The 17,696-nt window shown below is 71.6% G+C and carries 15 protein-coding genes; 12 read left to right on the plus strand and 3 right to left on the minus strand.

Translation table 11 applies throughout. The annotated features are described in order from the left end of the window. The first annotated feature begins 74 nt into the window (after positions 1–74). The 6 genes from RPQ07_RS30795 to RPQ07_RS30820 all read left to right on the plus strand — a co-directional run bounded on the left by RPQ07_RS30795 (position 75) and on the right by RPQ07_RS30820 (position 6,386). Positions 75–398 (plus strand): integration host factor, encoded by a 324-nt coding sequence (locus RPQ07_RS30795; RefSeq protein WP_005319887.1) that lies wholly within the window; start codon positions 75–77, stop codon positions 396–398. Positions 399–436: 38 nt separating this feature from the next. Next, positions 437–1,018 carry a guanylate kinase gene (gene gmk / locus RPQ07_RS30800; protein WP_313947485.1) on the plus strand — a complete coding sequence of 194 codons (582 nt, stop codon included), beginning with the start codon at positions 437–439 and terminating at the stop codon, positions 1,016–1,018. 53 nt (positions 1,019–1,071) lie between these two features. Further along, positions 1,072–1,344, plus strand: coding sequence for a DNA-directed RNA polymerase subunit omega (gene rpoZ, locus RPQ07_RS30805; RefSeq protein ID WP_028814064.1), 273 nt, complete (start codon positions 1,072–1,074; stop codon positions 1,342–1,344). Positions 1,345–1,423: 79 nt separating this feature from the next. Further along, entirely contained in the window at positions 1,424–2,641 is a 1,218-nt protein-coding gene (coaBC, locus tag RPQ07_RS30810; protein ID WP_313947486.1) for a bifunctional phosphopantothenoylcysteine decarboxylase/phosphopantothenate--cysteine ligase CoaBC, read from the plus strand. A 253-nt stretch (positions 2,642–2,894) separates the two neighbouring features. Continuing rightward, on the plus strand, positions 2,895–4,118 hold the full coding sequence (metK, locus tag RPQ07_RS30815; RefSeq protein WP_313947487.1) for a methionine adenosyltransferase: 1,224 nt from the start codon (positions 2,895–2,897) through the stop codon (positions 4,116–4,118). A gap of 123 nt (positions 4,119–4,241) precedes the next feature. Continuing rightward, a complete protein-coding gene (locus RPQ07_RS30820) occupies positions 4,242–6,386 on the plus strand; it encodes a primosomal protein N' (RefSeq protein ID WP_313947488.1) in 2,145 nt (714 codons plus the stop codon). 123 nt (positions 6,387–6,509) lie between these two features. Here RPQ07_RS30820 and RPQ07_RS30825 read toward each other — a convergent pair whose 3' ends face one another. Next, positions 6,510–7,067 carry a hypothetical protein gene (locus RPQ07_RS30825; RefSeq protein WP_313947489.1) on the minus strand — a complete coding sequence of 186 codons (558 nt, stop codon included), beginning with the start codon at positions 7,065–7,067 and terminating at the stop codon, positions 6,510–6,512. A gap of 250 nt (positions 7,068–7,317) precedes the next feature. On the opposite strand from RPQ07_RS30825, the gene fmt reads away from it, so the two are divergent. Beyond that, positions 7,318–8,262 (plus strand): methionyl-tRNA formyltransferase, encoded by a 945-nt coding sequence (gene fmt, locus RPQ07_RS30830; protein WP_313947490.1) that lies wholly within the window; start codon positions 7,318–7,320, stop codon positions 8,260–8,262. 32 nt (positions 8,263–8,294) lie between these two features. Further along, the gene (locus RPQ07_RS30835; RefSeq protein ID WP_313947491.1) at positions 8,295–9,728 is read left to right on the plus strand and encodes an RsmB/NOP family class I SAM-dependent RNA methyltransferase; all 1,434 of its coding nucleotides are present in this window, start codon (positions 8,295–8,297) and stop codon (positions 9,726–9,728) included. A gap of 108 nt (positions 9,729–9,836) precedes the next feature. Here RPQ07_RS30835 and RPQ07_RS30840 read toward each other — a convergent pair whose 3' ends face one another. Together RPQ07_RS30840 and RPQ07_RS30845 are read right to left on the minus strand one after the other, a co-directional pair. Then, the gene (locus RPQ07_RS30840) at positions 9,837–10,370 is read right to left on the minus strand and encodes an SMI1/KNR4 family protein (protein WP_313947492.1); all 534 of its coding nucleotides are present in this window, start codon (positions 10,368–10,370) and stop codon (positions 9,837–9,839) included. A 101-nt stretch (positions 10,371–10,471) separates the two neighbouring features. Continuing rightward, positions 10,472–12,613 (minus strand): MMPL family transporter, encoded by a 2,142-nt coding sequence (locus RPQ07_RS30845; RefSeq protein ID WP_313949086.1) that lies wholly within the window; start codon positions 12,611–12,613, stop codon positions 10,472–10,474. Between the two features lie 158 nt (positions 12,614–12,771). On the opposite strand from RPQ07_RS30845, the gene rpe reads away from it, so the two are divergent. The 4 genes from rpe (at position 12,772) to RPQ07_RS30865 (ending at position 17,478) form a co-directional block, all read left to right on the plus strand. Beyond that, positions 12,772–13,458, plus strand: coding sequence for a ribulose-phosphate 3-epimerase (gene rpe / locus RPQ07_RS30850; protein ID WP_313947493.1), 687 nt, complete (start codon positions 12,772–12,774; stop codon positions 13,456–13,458). 135 nt (positions 13,459–13,593) lie between these two features. After that, positions 13,594–14,577 (plus strand): sugar-binding transcriptional regulator, encoded by a 984-nt coding sequence (locus RPQ07_RS30855; RefSeq protein ID WP_313949087.1) that lies wholly within the window; start codon positions 13,594–13,596, stop codon positions 14,575–14,577. A 148-nt stretch (positions 14,578–14,725) separates the two neighbouring features. Next, on the plus strand, positions 14,726–16,189 hold the full coding sequence (locus RPQ07_RS30860; RefSeq protein WP_313949088.1) for a GuaB1 family IMP dehydrogenase-related protein: 1,464 nt from the start codon (positions 14,726–14,728) through the stop codon (positions 16,187–16,189). Between the two features lie 416 nt (positions 16,190–16,605). Further along, positions 16,606–17,478 (plus strand): RNA polymerase sigma factor SigF, encoded by an 873-nt coding sequence (locus tag RPQ07_RS30865; RefSeq protein ID WP_313947494.1) that lies wholly within the window; start codon positions 16,606–16,608, stop codon positions 17,476–17,478. The last annotated feature ends 218 nt before the right edge of the window (positions 17,479–17,696 follow it).

Genomic DNA, 17,696 nt, shown 5'->3' on the forward strand with positions numbered 1-17,696 from the left:
GCTCGCCTGGTGTGGGGCGACTAGGTTCCTCACCGGTCCGTATCCGACAGTTCGACATCCGAGGTGACGTAGGCGTGGCTCTTCCGCCCCTTACCCCTGAACAGCGCGCAGCCGCGCTCGAAAAGGCCGCCGCGGCTCGCCGGGAGCGGGCCGAGGTCAAAAATCGACTCAAGCACTCCGGCGCCTCGCTCCACGAGGTCATCAAGCAGGGCCAGGAGAACGACGTCATCGGCAAGATGAAGGTCTCCGCCCTGCTCGAGTCCCTGCCCGGCGTCGGCAAGGTCCGCGCCAAGCAGATCATGGAGCGGCTCGGCATCTCCGAGAGCCGCCGAGTGCGCGGTCTCGGCTCCAACCAGATCGCCTCTCTCGAGCGCGAGTTCGGCGGCGGTGCCGCCTGACGTTTCCGGGCACCCCCGGGAACCTGGATAATCGCTGCATGGCAGCAGAGGTACGTCCGCGGCTGACCGTGCTCTCCGGCCCCTCCGGGGTCGGTAAGAGCACGGTCGTCGCGCATATGCGCAAGGTCCACCCCGAGGTCTGGCTCTCGGTGTCGGCGACCACCAGAAAGCCGCGTCCCGGCGAGCGTCACGGCGTTCAGTATTTCTTCGTCTCCGACGAGGAATTCGACAAGCTGATCGCCAACGGTGAGCTGCTCGAATGGGCCGAGTTCGCGGGCAACCGCTACGGCACGCCGCGCCGTGCCGTGCACGACCGCCTGGAGGCGGGTGAGCCCGTGCTGCTGGAGATCGACCTCCAGGGCGCGAGGCAGGTGAAGGAGTCCATGACGGACTCCCAGCTGGTCTTCCTCGCCCCGCCCAGCTGGGACGAGCTGGTCCGCCGTCTCACGGGCCGCGGTACCGAGTCGACCGAGGTGATCGAGCGCCGGCTGACGGTCGCGAAGGTCGAGCTGGCCGCCGAGTCGGAGTTCGACACCACACTGGTCAACACCTCCGTCGAGGACGTGTCGCGCGAGCTGCTAGCCTTGATGGCGGTGTCTTCTTCGGATTCCGGGCAGTGAGTTCCGGGTCCCAGCACCGTTTTCGCTTTTTCCCATCTGTCGGAAGGTAGAGCGTGTCCTCTTCCATTTCCACGCCCGAGGGCATCATCAACCCGCCGATCGACGAGCTGCTCGAGGCCACGGACTCGAAGTACAGCCTCGTGATCTACGCGGCCAAGCGCGCGCGTCAGATCAACGCGTACTACTCGCAGCTCGGCGAAGGCCTGCTCGAGTACGTCGGTCCGCTCGTTGACACCCACGTCCACGAGAAGCCGCTCTCGATCGCCCTGCGCGAGATCAACGCGGGTCTGCTGACCTCCGAGGCCATTGAGGGCCCGGCCCAGTAAGGCGTAGCGGTACTTTCATCACAGGCCCGGCGGAACATCCGCCGGGCCTGTGGTGTGTCATGGGAGGGAAGCGAGCCGAATGCGGGGAGACGCAGTGGACAAGCCGAAGGTCGTTCTGGGGGTCAGCGGTGGCATCGCCGCGTACAAGGCGTGCGAGCTGCTGCGGAGGCTGACCGAGTCGGGCCACGACGTACGGGTGGTGCCGACCGCGTCCGCCCTGCACTTCGTCGGCGCGGTGACCTGGTCGGCGCTCTCCGGTCACCCCGTCTCGACCGAGGTCTGGTCCGACGTCCACGAGGTCCCGCACGTCCGCATCGGCCAGGGCGCCGACCTCGTCGTGGTGGCGCCCGCCACCGCCGACATGCTGGCCAAGGCCGCGCACGGGATCGCCGACGACCTCCTCACCAACACGCTCCTCACCGCCCGCTGTCCCGTGGTCTTCGCCCCCGCGATGCACACGGAGATGTGGGAGCACCCCGCGACCCAGGAGAACGTGGCGACGCTCCGGCGCCGTGGCGCCGTGGTCGTCGAGCCCGCGGTGGGACGGCTGACCGGGGTCGACACCGGCAAGGGCCGGCTGCCCGACCCGGGCGAGATCTTCGAGGTGTGCCGCCGAGTGCTCGCCCGCGGCGCGGCCGAGCCGGATCTGGCCGGCCGCCATGTCGTCGTCAGCGCCGGCGGCACGCGCGAGCCGCTCGACCCGGTCCGGTACCTGGGCAATCGCTCCTCCGGCAAGCAGGGGTACGCCCTCGCCCGGACGGCCGCGGCCCGCGGTGCCCGGGTCACGCTCATCGAGGCCAATACCGGGATGACCGATCCCGCGGGGTGCGATGTCGTCCACGTCGGCACGGCCGTGCAACTGCGGGAGGCCGTGATCAAGGCCGCCGCGGACGCCGACGCGGTCGTGATGGCCGCCGCGGTGGCCGATTTCCGGCCCGCCGCCTACGCCTCCGGCAAGATCAAGAAGAAGGACGGGCAGGAGCCCGCGCCCATCGCTCTGGTCCGCAACCCCGACATCCTCGCCGAGATCAGCCACGAACGGGCCCGAGCCGATCAGGTGATCGTGGGCTTCGCCGCCGAGACCGACGACGTCCTCGCCAACGGCCGCGACAAGCTCCGCCGCAAGGGCTGCGACCTGCTCGTGGTCAACGAGGTCGGCGAGCGCAAGACCTTCGGCTCGGAGGAGAACGAAGCGGTGGTCCTCACCGCGGACGGCGGCGAGACACCCGTGCCGTACGGGCCCAAGGAGGCCCTCGCGGACATCGTCTGGGACCTGGTGGCCCCCAGGCTCGGATGAATTCTTGATGGCGGATCGACAGCTGGGCGAAAATCGGCCAAACCCGGCGTACCGGCGGTGAAATCCGGCCCTCCTGCCCTGCTGTCACCCCTCCGCCGCAGGTGAGAGTGGTCCCATCGGACTCCCACGGAGCGAGACAGGTGGACTGCCGGAGGAGGTCGACGGATAAACTGCCCATGGAACGTCGCGGGGCGCAGCCCCCTGCCGGTCCGCCAATGATCAGCCAGCAGCCGCTGCAACCCCAGGGAGCGATGTGTCCCGCCGTCTCTTCACCTCGGAGTCCGTGACCGAGGGTCACCCCGACAAGATCGCTGACCAGATCAGCGACACCATCCTCGACGCACTGCTGCGCGAGGACCCGACGTCCCGCGTCGCCGTGGAGACCCTGATCACCACCGGCCTGGTGCACGTCGCCGGCGAGGTGACCACCAAGGCCTACGCCGACATCCCCACGCTCGTGCGCAACAAGATCCTCGAGATCGGTTACGACTCCTCGAAGAAGGGCTTCGACGGCGCGTCCTGCGGAGTCTCGGTCTCCATCGGCGCGCAGTCGCCGGACATCGCGCAGGGTGTCGACACGGCGTACGAGAAGCGGGTCGAGCGTGCCGCCAAGGGTGAGGAGGGGGACGAGCTCGACAAGCAGGGCGCCGGCGACCAGGGCCTGATGTTCGGCTACGCCTGCGACGAGACGCCCGAGCTGATGCCGCTGCCGATCCACCTGGCGCACCGGCTCTCCCGCCGTCTGTCCGAGGTCCGCAAGAACGGGACGATCCCGTACCTGCGCCCCGACGGAAAGACCCAGGTCACCATCGAGTACGACGGCGACAAGGCGGTCCGTCTGGACACCGTCGTCGTCTCCTCGCAGCACGCGTCGGACATCGACCTGGACTCGCTGCTCGCTCCCGACATCCGTGAGTTCGTCGTCGAGCACGTGCTGAAGCAGCTCGTCGAGGACGGCATCAAGCTGGACACCGACGGCTACCGCCTGCTGGTCAACCCGACCGGCCGCTTCGAGATCGGCGGCCCGATGGGCGACGCCGGCCTCACCGGCCGCAAGATCATCATCGACACCTACGGCGGCATGGCCCGTCATGGCGGCGGCGCCTTCTCCGGCAAGGACCCGTCCAAGGTCGACCGCTCGGCCGCCTACGCCATGCGCTGGGTCGCGAAGAACGTCGTGGCCGCCGGCCTCGCCGCCCGCTGCGAGGTCCAGGTCGCGTACGCGATCGGCAAGGCCGAGCCCGTCGGTCTCTTCGTCGAGACCTTCGGCACCGCGACGGTCGACGTCGAGAAGATCGAGCAGTCCATCGGCGAGGTCTTCGACCTCCGTCCGGCCGCGATCATCCGCGACCTGGACCTGCTGCGCCCGATCTACGCGCAGACGGCCGCGTACGGACACTTCGGCCGCGAGCTCGCGGACTTCACCTGGGAGCGCACGGACCGCGTGGACGCGCTGCGTACCGCCGCGGGCCTGTAGCCCCCGTATCTCCCGCACGGCCCGAGGCCCGGCACCCATCACGGGGCGCCGGGCCTCGGCCGTGCGCCTGGGCCGCACCACGGCCCGGGCCCGCTGTCGGTGGCATCTGGTAGGAATTTGGCTGTGAGCAGCGACAACGAGCAGCCCGACGAGCCCGCCGCCGGTGGGCCGGAGCAGCTTGCGCTCATCCGGGAGACCGTCCGCAAGGCCAACGTGCCCAAGGCCAAACCGCGGACCTGGCGGGGAGCCGCGCTCGCCCGGGACCTGCCCGTGGCACGGGTGATGGTCAACAAGGGCGTGCTGCACCTCGACCAGTACTTCGACTACGCCGTGCCCGAGGAGCTCGACGCCGACGCGCAGCCGGGGGTGCGGGTGCGCGTGCGCTTCGGCGCCGGGGCGCACCGGGTGCGCGACGGACGGCGCGAGGGCGGCGGTCTGATCGACGGCTTCCTCATCGAGCGGCGTGCCGAGAGCGACTACGGCGGGGCGCTCGCCGCGCTCGCCTATGTCGTCTCGCCCGAGCCCGTGCTCGGCCCGCAGATGCTGGCCCTCGCGCGTGCGGTCGCCGACCGGTACGCGGGGAGCCTCGCGGACGTGCTCCAGCTCGCGATCCCGCCGAGGAACGGACGGGCCGAGTCCAAGCCGTCGCCCGACCCGCTGCCCGCACCGTCGGTCCCGGAGCCCGGCAGCTGGACGCGGTACGCCCGGGGGCCCGCGTTCCTGGAGGCGCTGGCATCGGGCGGAACACCCCGGGCCGTGTGGACCGCGCTGCCCGGGCCCGGCTGGCCCGACGAGCTGGCGCGTGCCGTCGCCGCCACCCTCGCCTCGGGCCGGGGCGCCCTGGTGGTCGTGCCGGACGGGCGGCGTGCGGCTCGGGTCGACGCCGCGCTCACCGGGCTGCTGGGTGCCGGCCGGCATGCGCTGCTGACCGCCGAGTCCGGGCCCGAGAAGCGGTACCGCCAGTGGCTCGCCGTGCGCAGAGGCTCCGTGAAGGCCGTCGTCGGGACGCGGGCAGCGATGTTCGCCCCCGTGCAGGACCTCGGACTGGTCGCCGTCTGGGACGACGGCGACTCCAGCCACAGCGACGAGAACGCCCCCTTCCCGCACGTCCGAGAGGTACTGGAACTCCGCGCCACCCACGAGACCTGCGCGTTCCTGCTGGGCAGCACCAGCTGCACGGTGGAGGCCGCCCAGCTGGTCGAGAGCGGCTGGGCGCTGCCGCTGGCCGCCGACCGGGAGCAGGTGCGCAGCGCCGCGCCACTGGTCCGTACGGTCGGCGACCAGGACCTGGCACGGGACGAGGCCGCCCGGGCCGCGCGGCTGCCCAGCGTGGCCTGGCAGGCCGTGCGCGAGGGGCTGAAGAGCGGACCGGTGCTGGTGCAGGTGCCCCGGCGCGGCTACGCGCCGCGCCTCGCCTGCGAGCGGTGCCGTACCCCGGCCCGGTGCCGGCACTGTTCGGGACCTCTCGAAGCACCGGACGCGCGCGATCTGACCTGCCGCTGGTGCGGGCGCGGCGCCACGGAGTGGCACTGCGTGGCCTGCGGAGGCACGCGGCTGCGGGCGAGCGTCGTGGGTGCACGGCGCACCGCCGAGGAGCTCGGCCGGGCCTTTCCCGCTGTCCCGGTGCGCACCTCGGGCCGCGATCATGTGCTGGACACCGTCCCGGCGCGGCCCGCGCTGGTGGTGAGCACCCCGGGTGCCGAGCCCGTCGCCGAGGGCGGCTACGCGGCGGCACTGCTGCTCGACGGCTGGGCGATGCTGGGGCGGCCCGATCTGCGCGCCGGCGAGGACGCGCTCAGACGCTGGATCGACGCGTCGTCCCTGGTGCGCGGCCAGAGCGAGGGCGGCACCGTGGTCGTCGTCGCCGAACCGACCCTGCGGCCCGTCCAGGCGCTCGTCCGCTGGGACCCCGTCGGTCATGCCCAGCGGGAACTGGCCGAGCGGGCCGAGCTCGGATTCCCGCCCGTGTCGCGGATGGCGGCCGTGACCGGCCGGGCGGACGTCGTGGCGGCCTTCATCGCGACGGCCGGGCTTCCACCCGATGTGGAGGTGCTGGGCCCCGTACCGCTGCCTGTCGCGGACCCCGGCCGGCCGCGTCGACCGGGCGATCCGCCGGTGGGGGAGACCTGGGAGCGGGCGTTGCTGCGTGTCCCGCCGGGCAGCGGGGCGGCGCTCGCGGCCGCTCTGAAGGCGGCGCAGGCGGCCCGGATGGCACGCGGGGGTACGGACCAGGTCCGGATCAGGATCGACCCCCCGGACATCGGCTGAGGGCCCGCCCCGGGCGGCGCCCGGCCTTTCGCTGCCGCGCGTCCCGCCGCACCCGTGGTCATACGTGACGACAGACGGCTGCCCCCGTCCTCGCGGGCGGGGGCAGCAGCCGGGGGCGGAGGATCAGCCGTTGCGCGGGCCGGGGAAGGCGCTCGGGCGGGCCTCCTCCCGGAGGGATTGGCTGGTGGCCGTCGGCTGCGGCGGCATGGTGCGGGCGGCGGGCACCGCGGGCAGTCCCGGCGTCGGCAGCCCCGGCGAGGGGATTCCCGGCGGCGGGAGCGTGCGCGTCGTCGTCTCCACGGCGTGGTCCCCGTCGACGGCCGCCTGCTGCGTGGCCCTGCGGGCGCCGTACCGGCGGTGGACGGCCTGCTTGGTGACTCCGAGCGCCGAACCGACCGCGTCCCACGAGAAGCCCAGCGAGCGGTCGAAGTCCACCGCCGCCGTCACCAGCGTCTCGACGCTGTCCCGCAGCTCCTGGGCGAGACGGACGGTCGGCGCGGGAGCCCTGCCGTAGACGACGAAGCCCGCGGAGGGGCCGGAGCGGCGGGGCCGGTAGACATTGCCCAGCTGCGCGGTGAGCGTGCGCAATGCGTCCACCTGCCGGCGGACCCGCTCGATGTCCCGCACCAACAGATGCAGACTCGCCCGGGCTTGGGCGTCGTGGGTTGCGTGGTCGGCCATTGGCAAGCCTCTCGAACCGGCGTTGAAAAGGGGGTGGGCCGCATCCTGGCGGCCCGCTTCGGTCAATCTCTCTTGACCAACGCGCCAGCGGGCGATGTGGTCACGCCTCGGGGGCGTGGACGCGTATGCGCGGGGCGCGCGGTGGTCCGTACGCCCCCTGCGTCAGGGGCCCATAGACTGGTGTGCTGCTCGTCGACGCACGCGTCGCCTCCCCACCGCACCATCCAGCCTGAGAGGCAGTCAGCCACCCATGAAGCTCGTCTTCGCAGGCACCCCCGAGGTCGCCGTACCCGCCCTGGACGCCCTGATCGCCTCCGGGCGGCACGAGGTGGCCGCCGTCGTCACCCGGCCCGACGCGCCCGCGGGACGCGGACGGCACATGGTCGCCAGTCCGGTCGCGCAGCGCGCCGAAGAGGCCGGGATCGAGGTGCTCAAGCCGGCCAAGCCGCGGGACGAGGATTTCCTGGCCCGGCTGCGGGAGATCGCGCCCGACTGCTGCCCCGTTGTCGCGTACGGCGCGCTGCTGCCGAAGGTCGCCCTCGACGTGCCCGCACGCGGCTGGGTCAACCTGCACTTCTCGCTGCTCCCGGCCTGGCGCGGTGCCGCGCCCGTGCAGCACGCCCTGCTCGCCGGCGACGACATGACGGGCGCCGCCACCTTCCTGATCGAGGAGGGCCTCGACTCGGGCCCGGTCTACGGCGTGATCACCGAGCAGGTGCGGTCCACCGACACCAGCGGCGATCTGCTCACCCGGCTCGCGTTCGCCGGCGCCGGGCTGCTCTCGGCGACCATGGACGGCATCGAGGACGGCAGCCTGCGCGCCGTGCCGCAGCCCGCGGAGGGCATCTCCCTGGCGCCGAAGATCACCGTCGAGGACGCCCGCGTCGACTGGCGGGCCCCGGCGCTGCGGGTGGACCGCGTCATCCGTGCCTGCACCCCGGCGCCGGGCGCCTGGACGGAGTTCCGCGGCGAGCGGCTCAAGATCGTGAACGCGCGGCCGGCCGCCGACCGCACCGACCTCGCACCCGGTGAACTCGCGGCCGGCAAGAACAACGTCCACGTCGGCACCGGGTCCCACGCCGTCGAGCTGCTCTGGGTCCAGCCGCAGGGCAAGAAGCCGATGCGCGCCGCCGACTGGGCCCGCGGGGTGCGCATCGCCCCCGGTGAGCACGTCGGAGTCGCCGACGTAGGCTGAGGGGGTTGGACCCTTTCGATCGCGGAGCACCTTTGAACGAGCAGGCACGTCGCCGTACCCCCAAGCCCTACCGCCGCCCGAAGAAGGATCCGGTGCGGATCCTCGCCTTCGAGGCACTGCGGGCCGTCGACGAGCGGGACGCGTACGCCAACCTCGTCCTGCCGCCGCTGCTGAAGAAGGCTCGCGAGCAGGGCGACTTCGACGCGCGGGACGCGGCGCTGGCGACGGAGCTGGTGTACGGGACGTTGCGCCGGCAGGGCACCTACGACGCGATCATCGCCACCTGTATCGACCGGCCGCTGCGTGAGGTCGATCCGCCGGTGCTCGATGTCCTGGCGCTCGGTGCCCACCAGCTGCTCGGCACCCGTATTCCGACGCACGCCGCGGTCTCGGCGAGTGTGGAGCTGGCGCGGGTGGTGCTCGGCGACGGGCGCGCCAGGTTCGTCAACGCCGTGCTGCGCAAGATCTCGCAGGACGACCTCGACACCTGGGTGGAGCGCGTCGCCCCGCCCTACGACGAGGACGCCGAGGACCATCTCGCGGTGGTGCACTCCCACCCGCGGTGGGTCGTCTCCGCACTGTGGGACTCGCTCGGCGGTGGCCGCGCCGGCATCGAGGACCTGCTGGAGGCCGACAACGAGCGTCCCGAGGTGACCCTCGTCGCCCGGCCCGGCCGCTCCACGACGGACGAGCTGCTGGCGGCGGTGGGCGAGGAGTCCGGGCTGCCGGGCCGCTGGTCCCCGTATGCCGTACGGATGGCGGAGGGCGGCGAGCCGGGCGCGCTGGAGGCGGTACGCGAGGGCCGGGCGGGCGTGCAGGACGAGGGCAGCCAGCTCGTCGCGATCGCCCTGGCCGGTGCGCCGCTGGAGGGTTCCGACGAGCGCTGGCTCGACGCGTGCGCGGGTCCCGGCGGCAAGGCGGCCCTGCTGGCGGCGCTCGCGGCGCAGCGTGGTGCCTCGCTCCTGGCCGCCGAGAAGCAGCCGCACCGCGCGCGCCTGGTGGAGCGGGCGCTGGCGGGCAACCCCGGCCCGTACCAGGTCATCGCCGCGGACGGCACACGCCCGCCGTGGCTGCCCGGCACGTTCGACCGGGTGCTCGTCGACGTCCCGTGCACGGGCCTCGGCGCCCTGCGCCGCCGCCCGGAAGCCCGCTGGCGCCGCCGCCCCGAGGACCTGGAGGGCTTCGCACCCCTCCAGCGCGCCCTGCTGCGCGAGGCGCTGAGCGCGGTCCGGGTCGGGGGAGTGGTGGGGTACGCGACGTGCTCGCCGCACCTCGCCGAGACGCGGGTGGTCGTCGACGACGTCCTGCGCGGCCGCGGAGGCGACCCGGTCGAGGCGGAACTCCTGGACGCGAGGCCCCTGATGCCGGACGTCCCGGCCCTCGGCGAGGGCCCGGACATCCAGCTGTGGCCGCATCTGCACGGCACGGACGCGATGTATCTGGCGCTGCTGAGGCGCACGGGGTGAGGTGTGCCGGCGGCGGCCTGTGACGTCACCGCCCGACCGATCGGCCGCGGACACGCGCCGGGTTCGTGTCCGCCTCATCGCTCGTGAGCTGTGAGACCCGGCGCTGCGTCACACCCCACCGAGGCGGCGGAACTCATGTGCGGCGCGGGGGAACGATGAAGCGAGGATGGCCGACCGCAGCTCTCCGTCGAGGCAGGACGCGAGGAATCGCGTGCACGACACGGAGAAATGCTCCCATCGGTCGCCGCGCGCCTCGTTCACCATGACGGTCCATTCGTCCGGCTCGAGGCCCGGCCGGACAAGCCAGTAGAGGCACTCTCCGTTGTCCGTGGTCGCCCACGGGACGACGTGGGCTCCGTCGGGCTCCAGTTCCGCCGGCTTCTTCTCGAATACCCACAGGCCTTCCAGGTCTTCGGCCTGGTTCTCCGCCCATGCGATCAGGTCGTAGTTCTCGTTGGGGCAGCCGGGTTCCAGGACGTACAGGTAGTCGTCCCAGTTGCTTCCTCCGTAGACGTGGACGAGCTCCTTGTAGTCGGCGGGGAGCCGGACCCCCAGGGTGCGCTCGACCGCGCCCCAGTCCTTGCGGCGGGGCTCGCTCGGCGGTGGGGCGATGATGAGGAGACGCGTCAGGGCGTCGGTCATGGCGGGGGTCCCGTTGTCGAAGGATCACTGACGGCACTACAGATACCGCGGAGGCCCGGGGCGAGCAGACGCGGGCCCTGCGCGCATGAGCGAGAGCTGCGTCAGACCTTCGCCGGTTCCTCCTCCGCCGTTGCCGGGGGCTCCTTCGGGTCCTCCTCGCGCGACATCGGGTGCGGCCACCACACCCTCGGGCCCGCGTCCAGGAACAGCGACGTGACCAGGACCGAGCGGACGACGAACGTGTCCAGCAGGACGCCGAGCGCCACCGCGAAGCCGATCTCGGCGAAGGCGACGATGGGGAGGGTGCCCAGCGCCGCGAACGTGCCTGCCAGGACCAGGCCCGCCGAGGTGATCACCGCGCCGGTGGCGGCGAGGCCCGTCACCACGCCCGCTCGCGTGCCCTGGTGGCCGGCCTCCTCGCGGATACGGGTCGACAGGAAGATGTTGTAGTCGATGCCCAGCGCGACCAGGAACACGAAGACGAACAGCGGGAAGTCGGTCGTCTCGCCCGCGAAGTCGAAGATGTAGCGGAAGGCGAGCGCGCTGAGGCCCAGCGCGGCGGCGAACGACAGCACCACCGTCGCGATCAGCAGCAGCGGGGCCACCAGGGCCCGCAGCAGGACCGTCAGCACCAGCAGCACGACCAGCAGGACCAGCGGGATGATCAGCAGGTTGTCGTGCCGGGTGGCGGTGTCCATGTCCAGCAGGGCGGCCGTGCCTCCGCCCACCTGCGCATCCGCGTCCGGGACCGCGTGGACCGCGTCCCGTACGCGTTCCACGGTGTCCTTCGCGGCCGCGCTGTCCGCGGGTGCGGTCATCGTCGCCTCGATCAGCACCCGGCCCTCGTGCACGGGCTTGGTGCCGGGGGGAACGGCGATGGAGGCCGGGACCACACCGGGCGTGGCCGCCACGGCCGCCCGCACCTGTCCGGCCTGTGCCGCGTCGCTGATGACGATCAGCGGGTCGCCGCTGCCCGCGGGGAAGTACGTCGCCTGGACCTCCTGCCCGACGATCGAGTCGGGCTTCTCCGTGAAGGAATCGGCGTTGCTGATGCCCTCGGCGCGCAGCTGGGTCAGGCCGATCGAGAAGGCCACCAGCACGACCGCCGTGACGGCCCAGATCGCCCGTGGCCGCCGGGCGATCCACCGGCCCATCCGTGCCCACACTCCGGACTCCGTGAGCTCGGGCGAGCCGAAGTGGGGGATCACCGGCCAGAAGATCCAGCGGCCGAAGACGACGAGCAGCGCAGGGAACAGCGTGATCATGGCGATCAGCGCCACCGCCACCCCGATCGCGGCGACCGGGCCGAGTCCACTGGTGGAGTTCATCTCGGCGAAGAGCAGGACCAGCATGCCGAGCACCACCGTGGCGCCGCTCGCCAGCACCGCCGGGCCCGCACGATGCAGCGCGAGAGCCATCGCCTCGTGCCGATCCTCGTGGCGGCGCAACTCCTCGCGGTAGCGCGCGATCAGCAGCAGGGCATAGTCCGTCCCCGCGCCGAAGACGAGGACCGTCAGAATGCCCGCGCTCTGCCCGTTGACGGTCAGACCGGCGTGCTCCGCCAGCAGGTAGATCACTGCCTGCGCGGCGGAGAGCGACGCGACGGCCGCGATCACCGGCACCAGCAGCAGCGTGGGGCTGCGGTAGGTGATCAGCAGCATCACGATCACCACGGCGAGCGCCGAGAGCAGCAGCGTCGAGTCGATGCCCTCGAAGGCCTCGGAGGAGTCGGCCGCCGTGCCGCCCGGACCCGTGACGTGCACCGCGAGGCCCGCAGCCGCTGTGCCGGTCACCCCGCGGATCGAGTCCACGGCCGGGCCGATCCGTTCCCAGCCCTTCTCGTCCATGACGATGGGGACGAAGACCTGGGCCGCCCGCGGATCAGCCGGCCGGTCCAGCACCGGGCCGCGCACCTCGTTGCCCAGCACGCCGTGCGCGCTCAGCCGCTTCAGCTCGGCGACGTCCTCGGCGATGCGCGTGCGGTCGGCCGCCGTGAGGCCGCTCTCGCGGGCGTAGACGACGATGGCCGGGATGACCTCGGGCCTGAACTCTTCGGCCTCGTGCAGCACTTGAGTGGATTCCGCGCTGCCGGGCAGCCAGGACGCGGCGTCGTTGTCCTGGGCGTCGGTGAGTTTCTGCGCCAGCGGGAACGCCAGCACCATCACCGCGAGCCAGAGCACGACCACGATCCACTTGGCGCGCCGCCCGCAGACCAGGTGGGCGACGCCCCGGCGAGGCCGCATCTGTCCCGTGTTCCCGTCCGCCATGACGCCCCCATTGGCCTCGACCCTGGCCGAAAACGCCAGGATTGCACGGACTGTGCTGATCCCGGAGCGCTTTGGTCCGGACCGGAACCCGTACCGGGGAGGGGAAGACCCCCGGAACATGGCAGGCTTGGGCCATGGCCGTACAGATCAACCCCAGTATCCTCTCCGCCGACTTCTCCCGCCTGGCGGAAGAGGCCCGGGCCGTCGAGGGCGCCGACTGGCTCCATGTCGACGTGATGGACAACCACTTCGTGCCCAACCTGACGCTGGGCGTGCCGGTCGTGGAATCCCTCAGCCGGGCGACGGACACCCCGCTGGACTGCCATCTGATGATCGACGACCCCGATCGGTGGGCACCCCAGTACATCGAGGCAGGGGCCGGATCCGTCACCTTCCACGTGGAGGCCGCCGCCGCTCCGGTCCGGCTGGCCCGCGAGATCCGCGCCAAGGGGGCCCGTGCCTCGATGGCGCTCAAGCCGGCCACCCCGATCGAGCCGTACGAGGATCTGCTGCCCGAGCTCGACATGCTGCTGATCATGACCGTGGAGCCCGGCTTCGGCGGTCAGGCCTTCCTCGACATCATGCTGCCCAAGATCCGCCGTACCCGTGAGCTGATCTCCAAGCACGGACTCGCGCTGTGGCTCCAGGTGGACGGCGGCGTCTCGGACGCCACCATCGAGCGGTGCGCCGAGGCGGGCGCGGACGTCTTCGTCGCGGGTTCCGCGGTCTACGGCGCGAAGGACCCGGCCCAGGCGGTGCGCGCCTTGCGTGCCAAGGGGGAGCAGAGCATCGCCTCGGCGAGCTGGGCTTGCAACCACTGAGCCACAAGCAAGTGAACTCGGCCCTTCGGGGCTGATCGACAACCGCCGGATCTGACAGGATTGCAGATCTGGAGTGCGAACAGCAGTGAGGAGATCGCGGTGTCTGCAAGGTCGGCGGGACGGTCTGCCCTGCGGATGGGACCCGCGGAGCTGGTGCAGGCGGCGGCCATGGCCCGCCGCTTCTACCTCGAGGGCAAGTCCAAGATCCAGATCGCGGAGGAGTTCGGCGTCAGCCGCTTCAAGGTGGCGCGCGTCCTGGAGACCGCCCTGGAACGCGATCTCGTCAGGATCGAGATCCGCGTCCCGGCGGAGCTGGACGCCGAGCGCTCCGACGCCCTCCGTGCCCATTTCGGACTGCGTCACGCGGTCGTGGTCGAGTCGCCGGCGGAGGCGGCCGACGAGTCGCCGGACCCCGAGAACCTGGGCGAGGTGGCTGCCGACCTGCTCGGCGAGCTGGTGAACGAGGGCGATGTGCTGGGTCTGGCCTGGGGCCGGTCCACCATCCACATGGCGGCCGCGCTGGACCGGCTGCCGCCCTGCACGGTCGTCCAGCTCACCGGCGTCTACGACGCGGGTACCGCCGAGCGCGGCTCGGTGGAGGCGGTCAGACGCGCGGCCCAGGTCTCCGGCGGCGACGCCCACCCCATCTACGCGCCGATGCTGCTGCCCGACGCCGCCACCGCGGCCGCGCTGCGCAACCAGACCGGTATCGCCCGCGCCTTCGAGTACTTCGACAAGGTCACCGTCGCGGCCGTCTCCATCGGCTCCTGGGAGCCGGGTATCTCGACGGTGTACGACATGCTCAGCGACGAGGAGCGCGCCCGGTACGCCTCCTTCGGTGTGGCCGCCGAGATGTCGGCGCACCTGTTCGACCGGGACGGCCGACGCGTCGGCCGTGACCTGGGCGAACGCTGCATCACCGTCGAGGCCGACCGGCTGCGCCGCATCCCCGAGGTGGTGGCCATCGCGGGCGGCCAGCGCAAGGCGGAGGCCATCGCGGCCGTCCTGCGCTCCGGCCTCGTCACCAGCCTCGTGACGGACACGGCGGCCGCCGACCACCTGCTCTCGGTCCAGGCGGGGCCGCGCCCGGCGCTGGAGCGCGCGGACCCCGACGACTGACGGGTGCGGCCGGACGGACGGCCTTGGACGATCGTACGAGCCCACCCGCGCTGACCTGGAGGAATCGTCCGGGCCATGCATGCGGGTGGGCATGGGACAATGAAGTACGTGCGATTTCCCCGGCTGAAATGACCGGGGGCCAACTCCGATCGACTGGGATGATCAGCACGTGCGTTTCCTCAATGATCTGAAGCCGCCGTACGACCTGACGTACGACGACGTGTTCATGGTGCCGAGCCGCTCGGCGGTGGGCTCCCGGCTGGGTGTGGACCTCTCGTCCCCCGACGGAAGCGGCACCACCATCCCGCTGGTCGTCGCCAACATGACCGCCATCGCGGGCCGCCGGATGGCCGAGACGCTCGCCCGCCGCGGCGGGCTCGTCGTCATCCCCCAGGACATTCCGATCGAGGTCGTCACCGAGGTCATCGCCTGGGTCAAGACGCGTCACCACGTCCTGGACACCCCGATCGTGCTCGCCCCCACGCAGACCGTGGCCGACGCGCTGGCCCTGCTGCCCAAGCGTGCCCACGACGCGGGCGTGGTCGTCGACGCCGACCACCGGCCTGTCGGTGTCGTCACCGACGCCGACCTGACCGGCGTCGACCGCTTCACCCAGCTGTCCGAGGTCATGTCCAAGGACCTGCTGCTGATCGACGCGGACATCGACCCGCGCGACGCCTTCAACACGCTGGACGCGGCCAACAGGCGCTACGCCCCCGCGGTCGACCAGAACGGCCGTCTCGTCGGCATCCTCACCCGTAAGGGCGCCCTGCGCGCGACTCTCTACAGCCCGGCCGTGGATGCCCAGGGCAGGCTGCGCATCGCCGCGGCCGTCGGCATCAACGGCAATGTCGCGGGCAAGGCCAAGCAGCTTCTCGACGCGGGCGTCGACACCCTCGTGGTCGACACGGCGCACGGCCACCAGGAATCGATGATCGCCGCGATCAAGGCGGTCCGCGGACTGGACCCGCACGTGCCGATCGTGGCGGGCAACATCGTCGCCGCCGAGGGCGTGCGCGACCTCGTCGAGGCCGGCGCCGACATCATCAAGGTCGGCGTGGGTCCCGGTGCCATGTGCACCACCCGCATGATGACCGGCGTGGGCCGGCCGCAGTTCTCGGCCGTGCTGGAGTGCGCGGCCGAGGCGAAGAAGTACGGCAAGCACGTCTGGGCCGACGGCGGTGTCCGCCATCCCCGCGATGTCGCCATGGCACTTGCCGCCGGCGCGTCCAACGTCATGATCGGCTCGTGGTTCGCCGGTACGTACGAGTCCCCGGGCGACCTTCAGCAGACCGCCGACGGACGGCTCTACAAGGAGTCCTTCGGCATGGCGTCCGCGCGGGCCGTCCGCAACCGTACGAGTGAGGAATCCGCGTACGACCGGGCCCGCAAGGGGCTGTTCGAGGAGGGCATCTCCACCTCGCGCATGTTCCTCGACCCGACCCGTCCCGGTGTCGAGGACCTGATCGACTCGATCATCGCGGGTGTCCGCTCGTCCTGCACGTACGCCGGCGCCAACTCCCTGGAGGAGTTCGCCGAGCGGGCGATCGTGGGTGTGCAGAGCGCCGCGGGGTACGCCGAGGGCAAGCCGCTGCACGCCAGTTGGAGCTAGTGCCGCTCCCGGCAAGCTTTGCCCTGTCGCCCCGCCCTGCACGCCCGCTCGCTGCGTTGGCCACAAGTCCTGGTAGCTCCGCTACCAGGACTTCCGGCCGCCTTGCGATCGCACGCACCGGACGCTCCCCCTACGCCCTGCGGGCGTGGGGGGACCCCCACTCCTTGACGGGCAAACATTGCCTGTCGCGGCACTAGGGCGACAAGCGTTCGCCCGCGCGGCCGTTCGCGTCCGGTCCCGGCATCGTCCGGGGCCGGACGTCTTCGTGTGCGCCCGCATCCGCCGTCCGCCCGATCAGTTGGCCCCGACAGGCCGCTCCCACCAGGTGTTTCCACGACTTTGGAATTCGTAGGCATGTGTGGGCGGACTGGGGGTAGACGGGCCGTTGCACTGACCACGGAGCAGGGGAGGACTTAGTGTCCACGGCGAGTACGGTTGCGACCGAACGCACAGAGCCGGGAACACGGTGCCCGAGCCGCGAGCTCGAGCTTCCGGAGGTGCGGGACGCCAGGGCGGTCGCTCCCAAGGACGCACGGGAGATCTCCAAGGTCTTCTTCGTGCGCCTGTCCTCGCTGGAGGAAGGCACCCCCGACTACCAGTACGTGCGGAACACCCTCATCGAGCTGAACCTCGCTCTGGTGAAGTACGCGGCCGGCCGCTTCCGGAACCGGGCCGAGCAGATGGAGGACATCGTCCAGGTCGGGACGATCGGCCTGATCAAGGCGATCGACCGGTTCGAGCTGAGCCGCGAGGTGGAGTTCGCGACCTTCGCCGTCCCGTACATCGTCGGTGAGATCAAGCGGTTCTTCCGTGACACCAGCTGGGCGGTCCATGTGCCGCGGCGGCTCCAGGAGTTGCGGATAGATCTGGCGAAGGCGGCCGACGAGCTCTCGCAGCGGCTCGACCGGGCGCCCAGCACGGCGGAGCTCGCCGCGCACCTCAAGCTCGACGAGGAAGAGGTCATCGAGGGCATCGTCGCGAGCAACGGCTACACCGCCGGCTCCATCGACACGCCGATCGACGACGCCTCCGATCACGCGTCGGCACCGCTGTCCGACCGGCTCGGCGCACCGGACTCCGATCTGGAGATCGCCGAGAACGTGCAGGCGCTCAAGCCGCTCATCCAGGAACTCGACGACCGGGACAGGCTGATCCTCGCCATGCGCTTCGGCCAGGAGCTGACGCAGGCGGAGATCGGTGCGGAGCTCGGCGTCTCGCAGATGCATGTGTCCCGGCTGCTGAACCGCATCACCTCGCGGCTTCGCGAGGGCCTGCTCGCGGGAGCGTGAACTCCCGCCCTCACACTTCCCCCCACGGGAAGATCCCCCCACGGGACAGGCGGCGCCCCACCTGACAGGGGGCGCCGCCTCCTGTGATTCCCGGGAGGGCGCGCCGTCGACGCGGGGGAGGGCGTCATGGTTCGTGCGCGCCGTGTGCTGTCGTTTCATGACTACCGCGTGATGATGCCGCTGTGGACCGAAGAAGGCTGCCTGTGCGCCGGCAGCGC

It is taken from the genome of Streptomyces sp. AM8-1-1 (assembly GCF_032229325.1).
Classification (GTDB): domain Bacteria; phylum Actinomycetota; class Actinomycetes; order Streptomycetales; family Streptomycetaceae; genus Streptomyces; species Streptomyces achmelvichensis.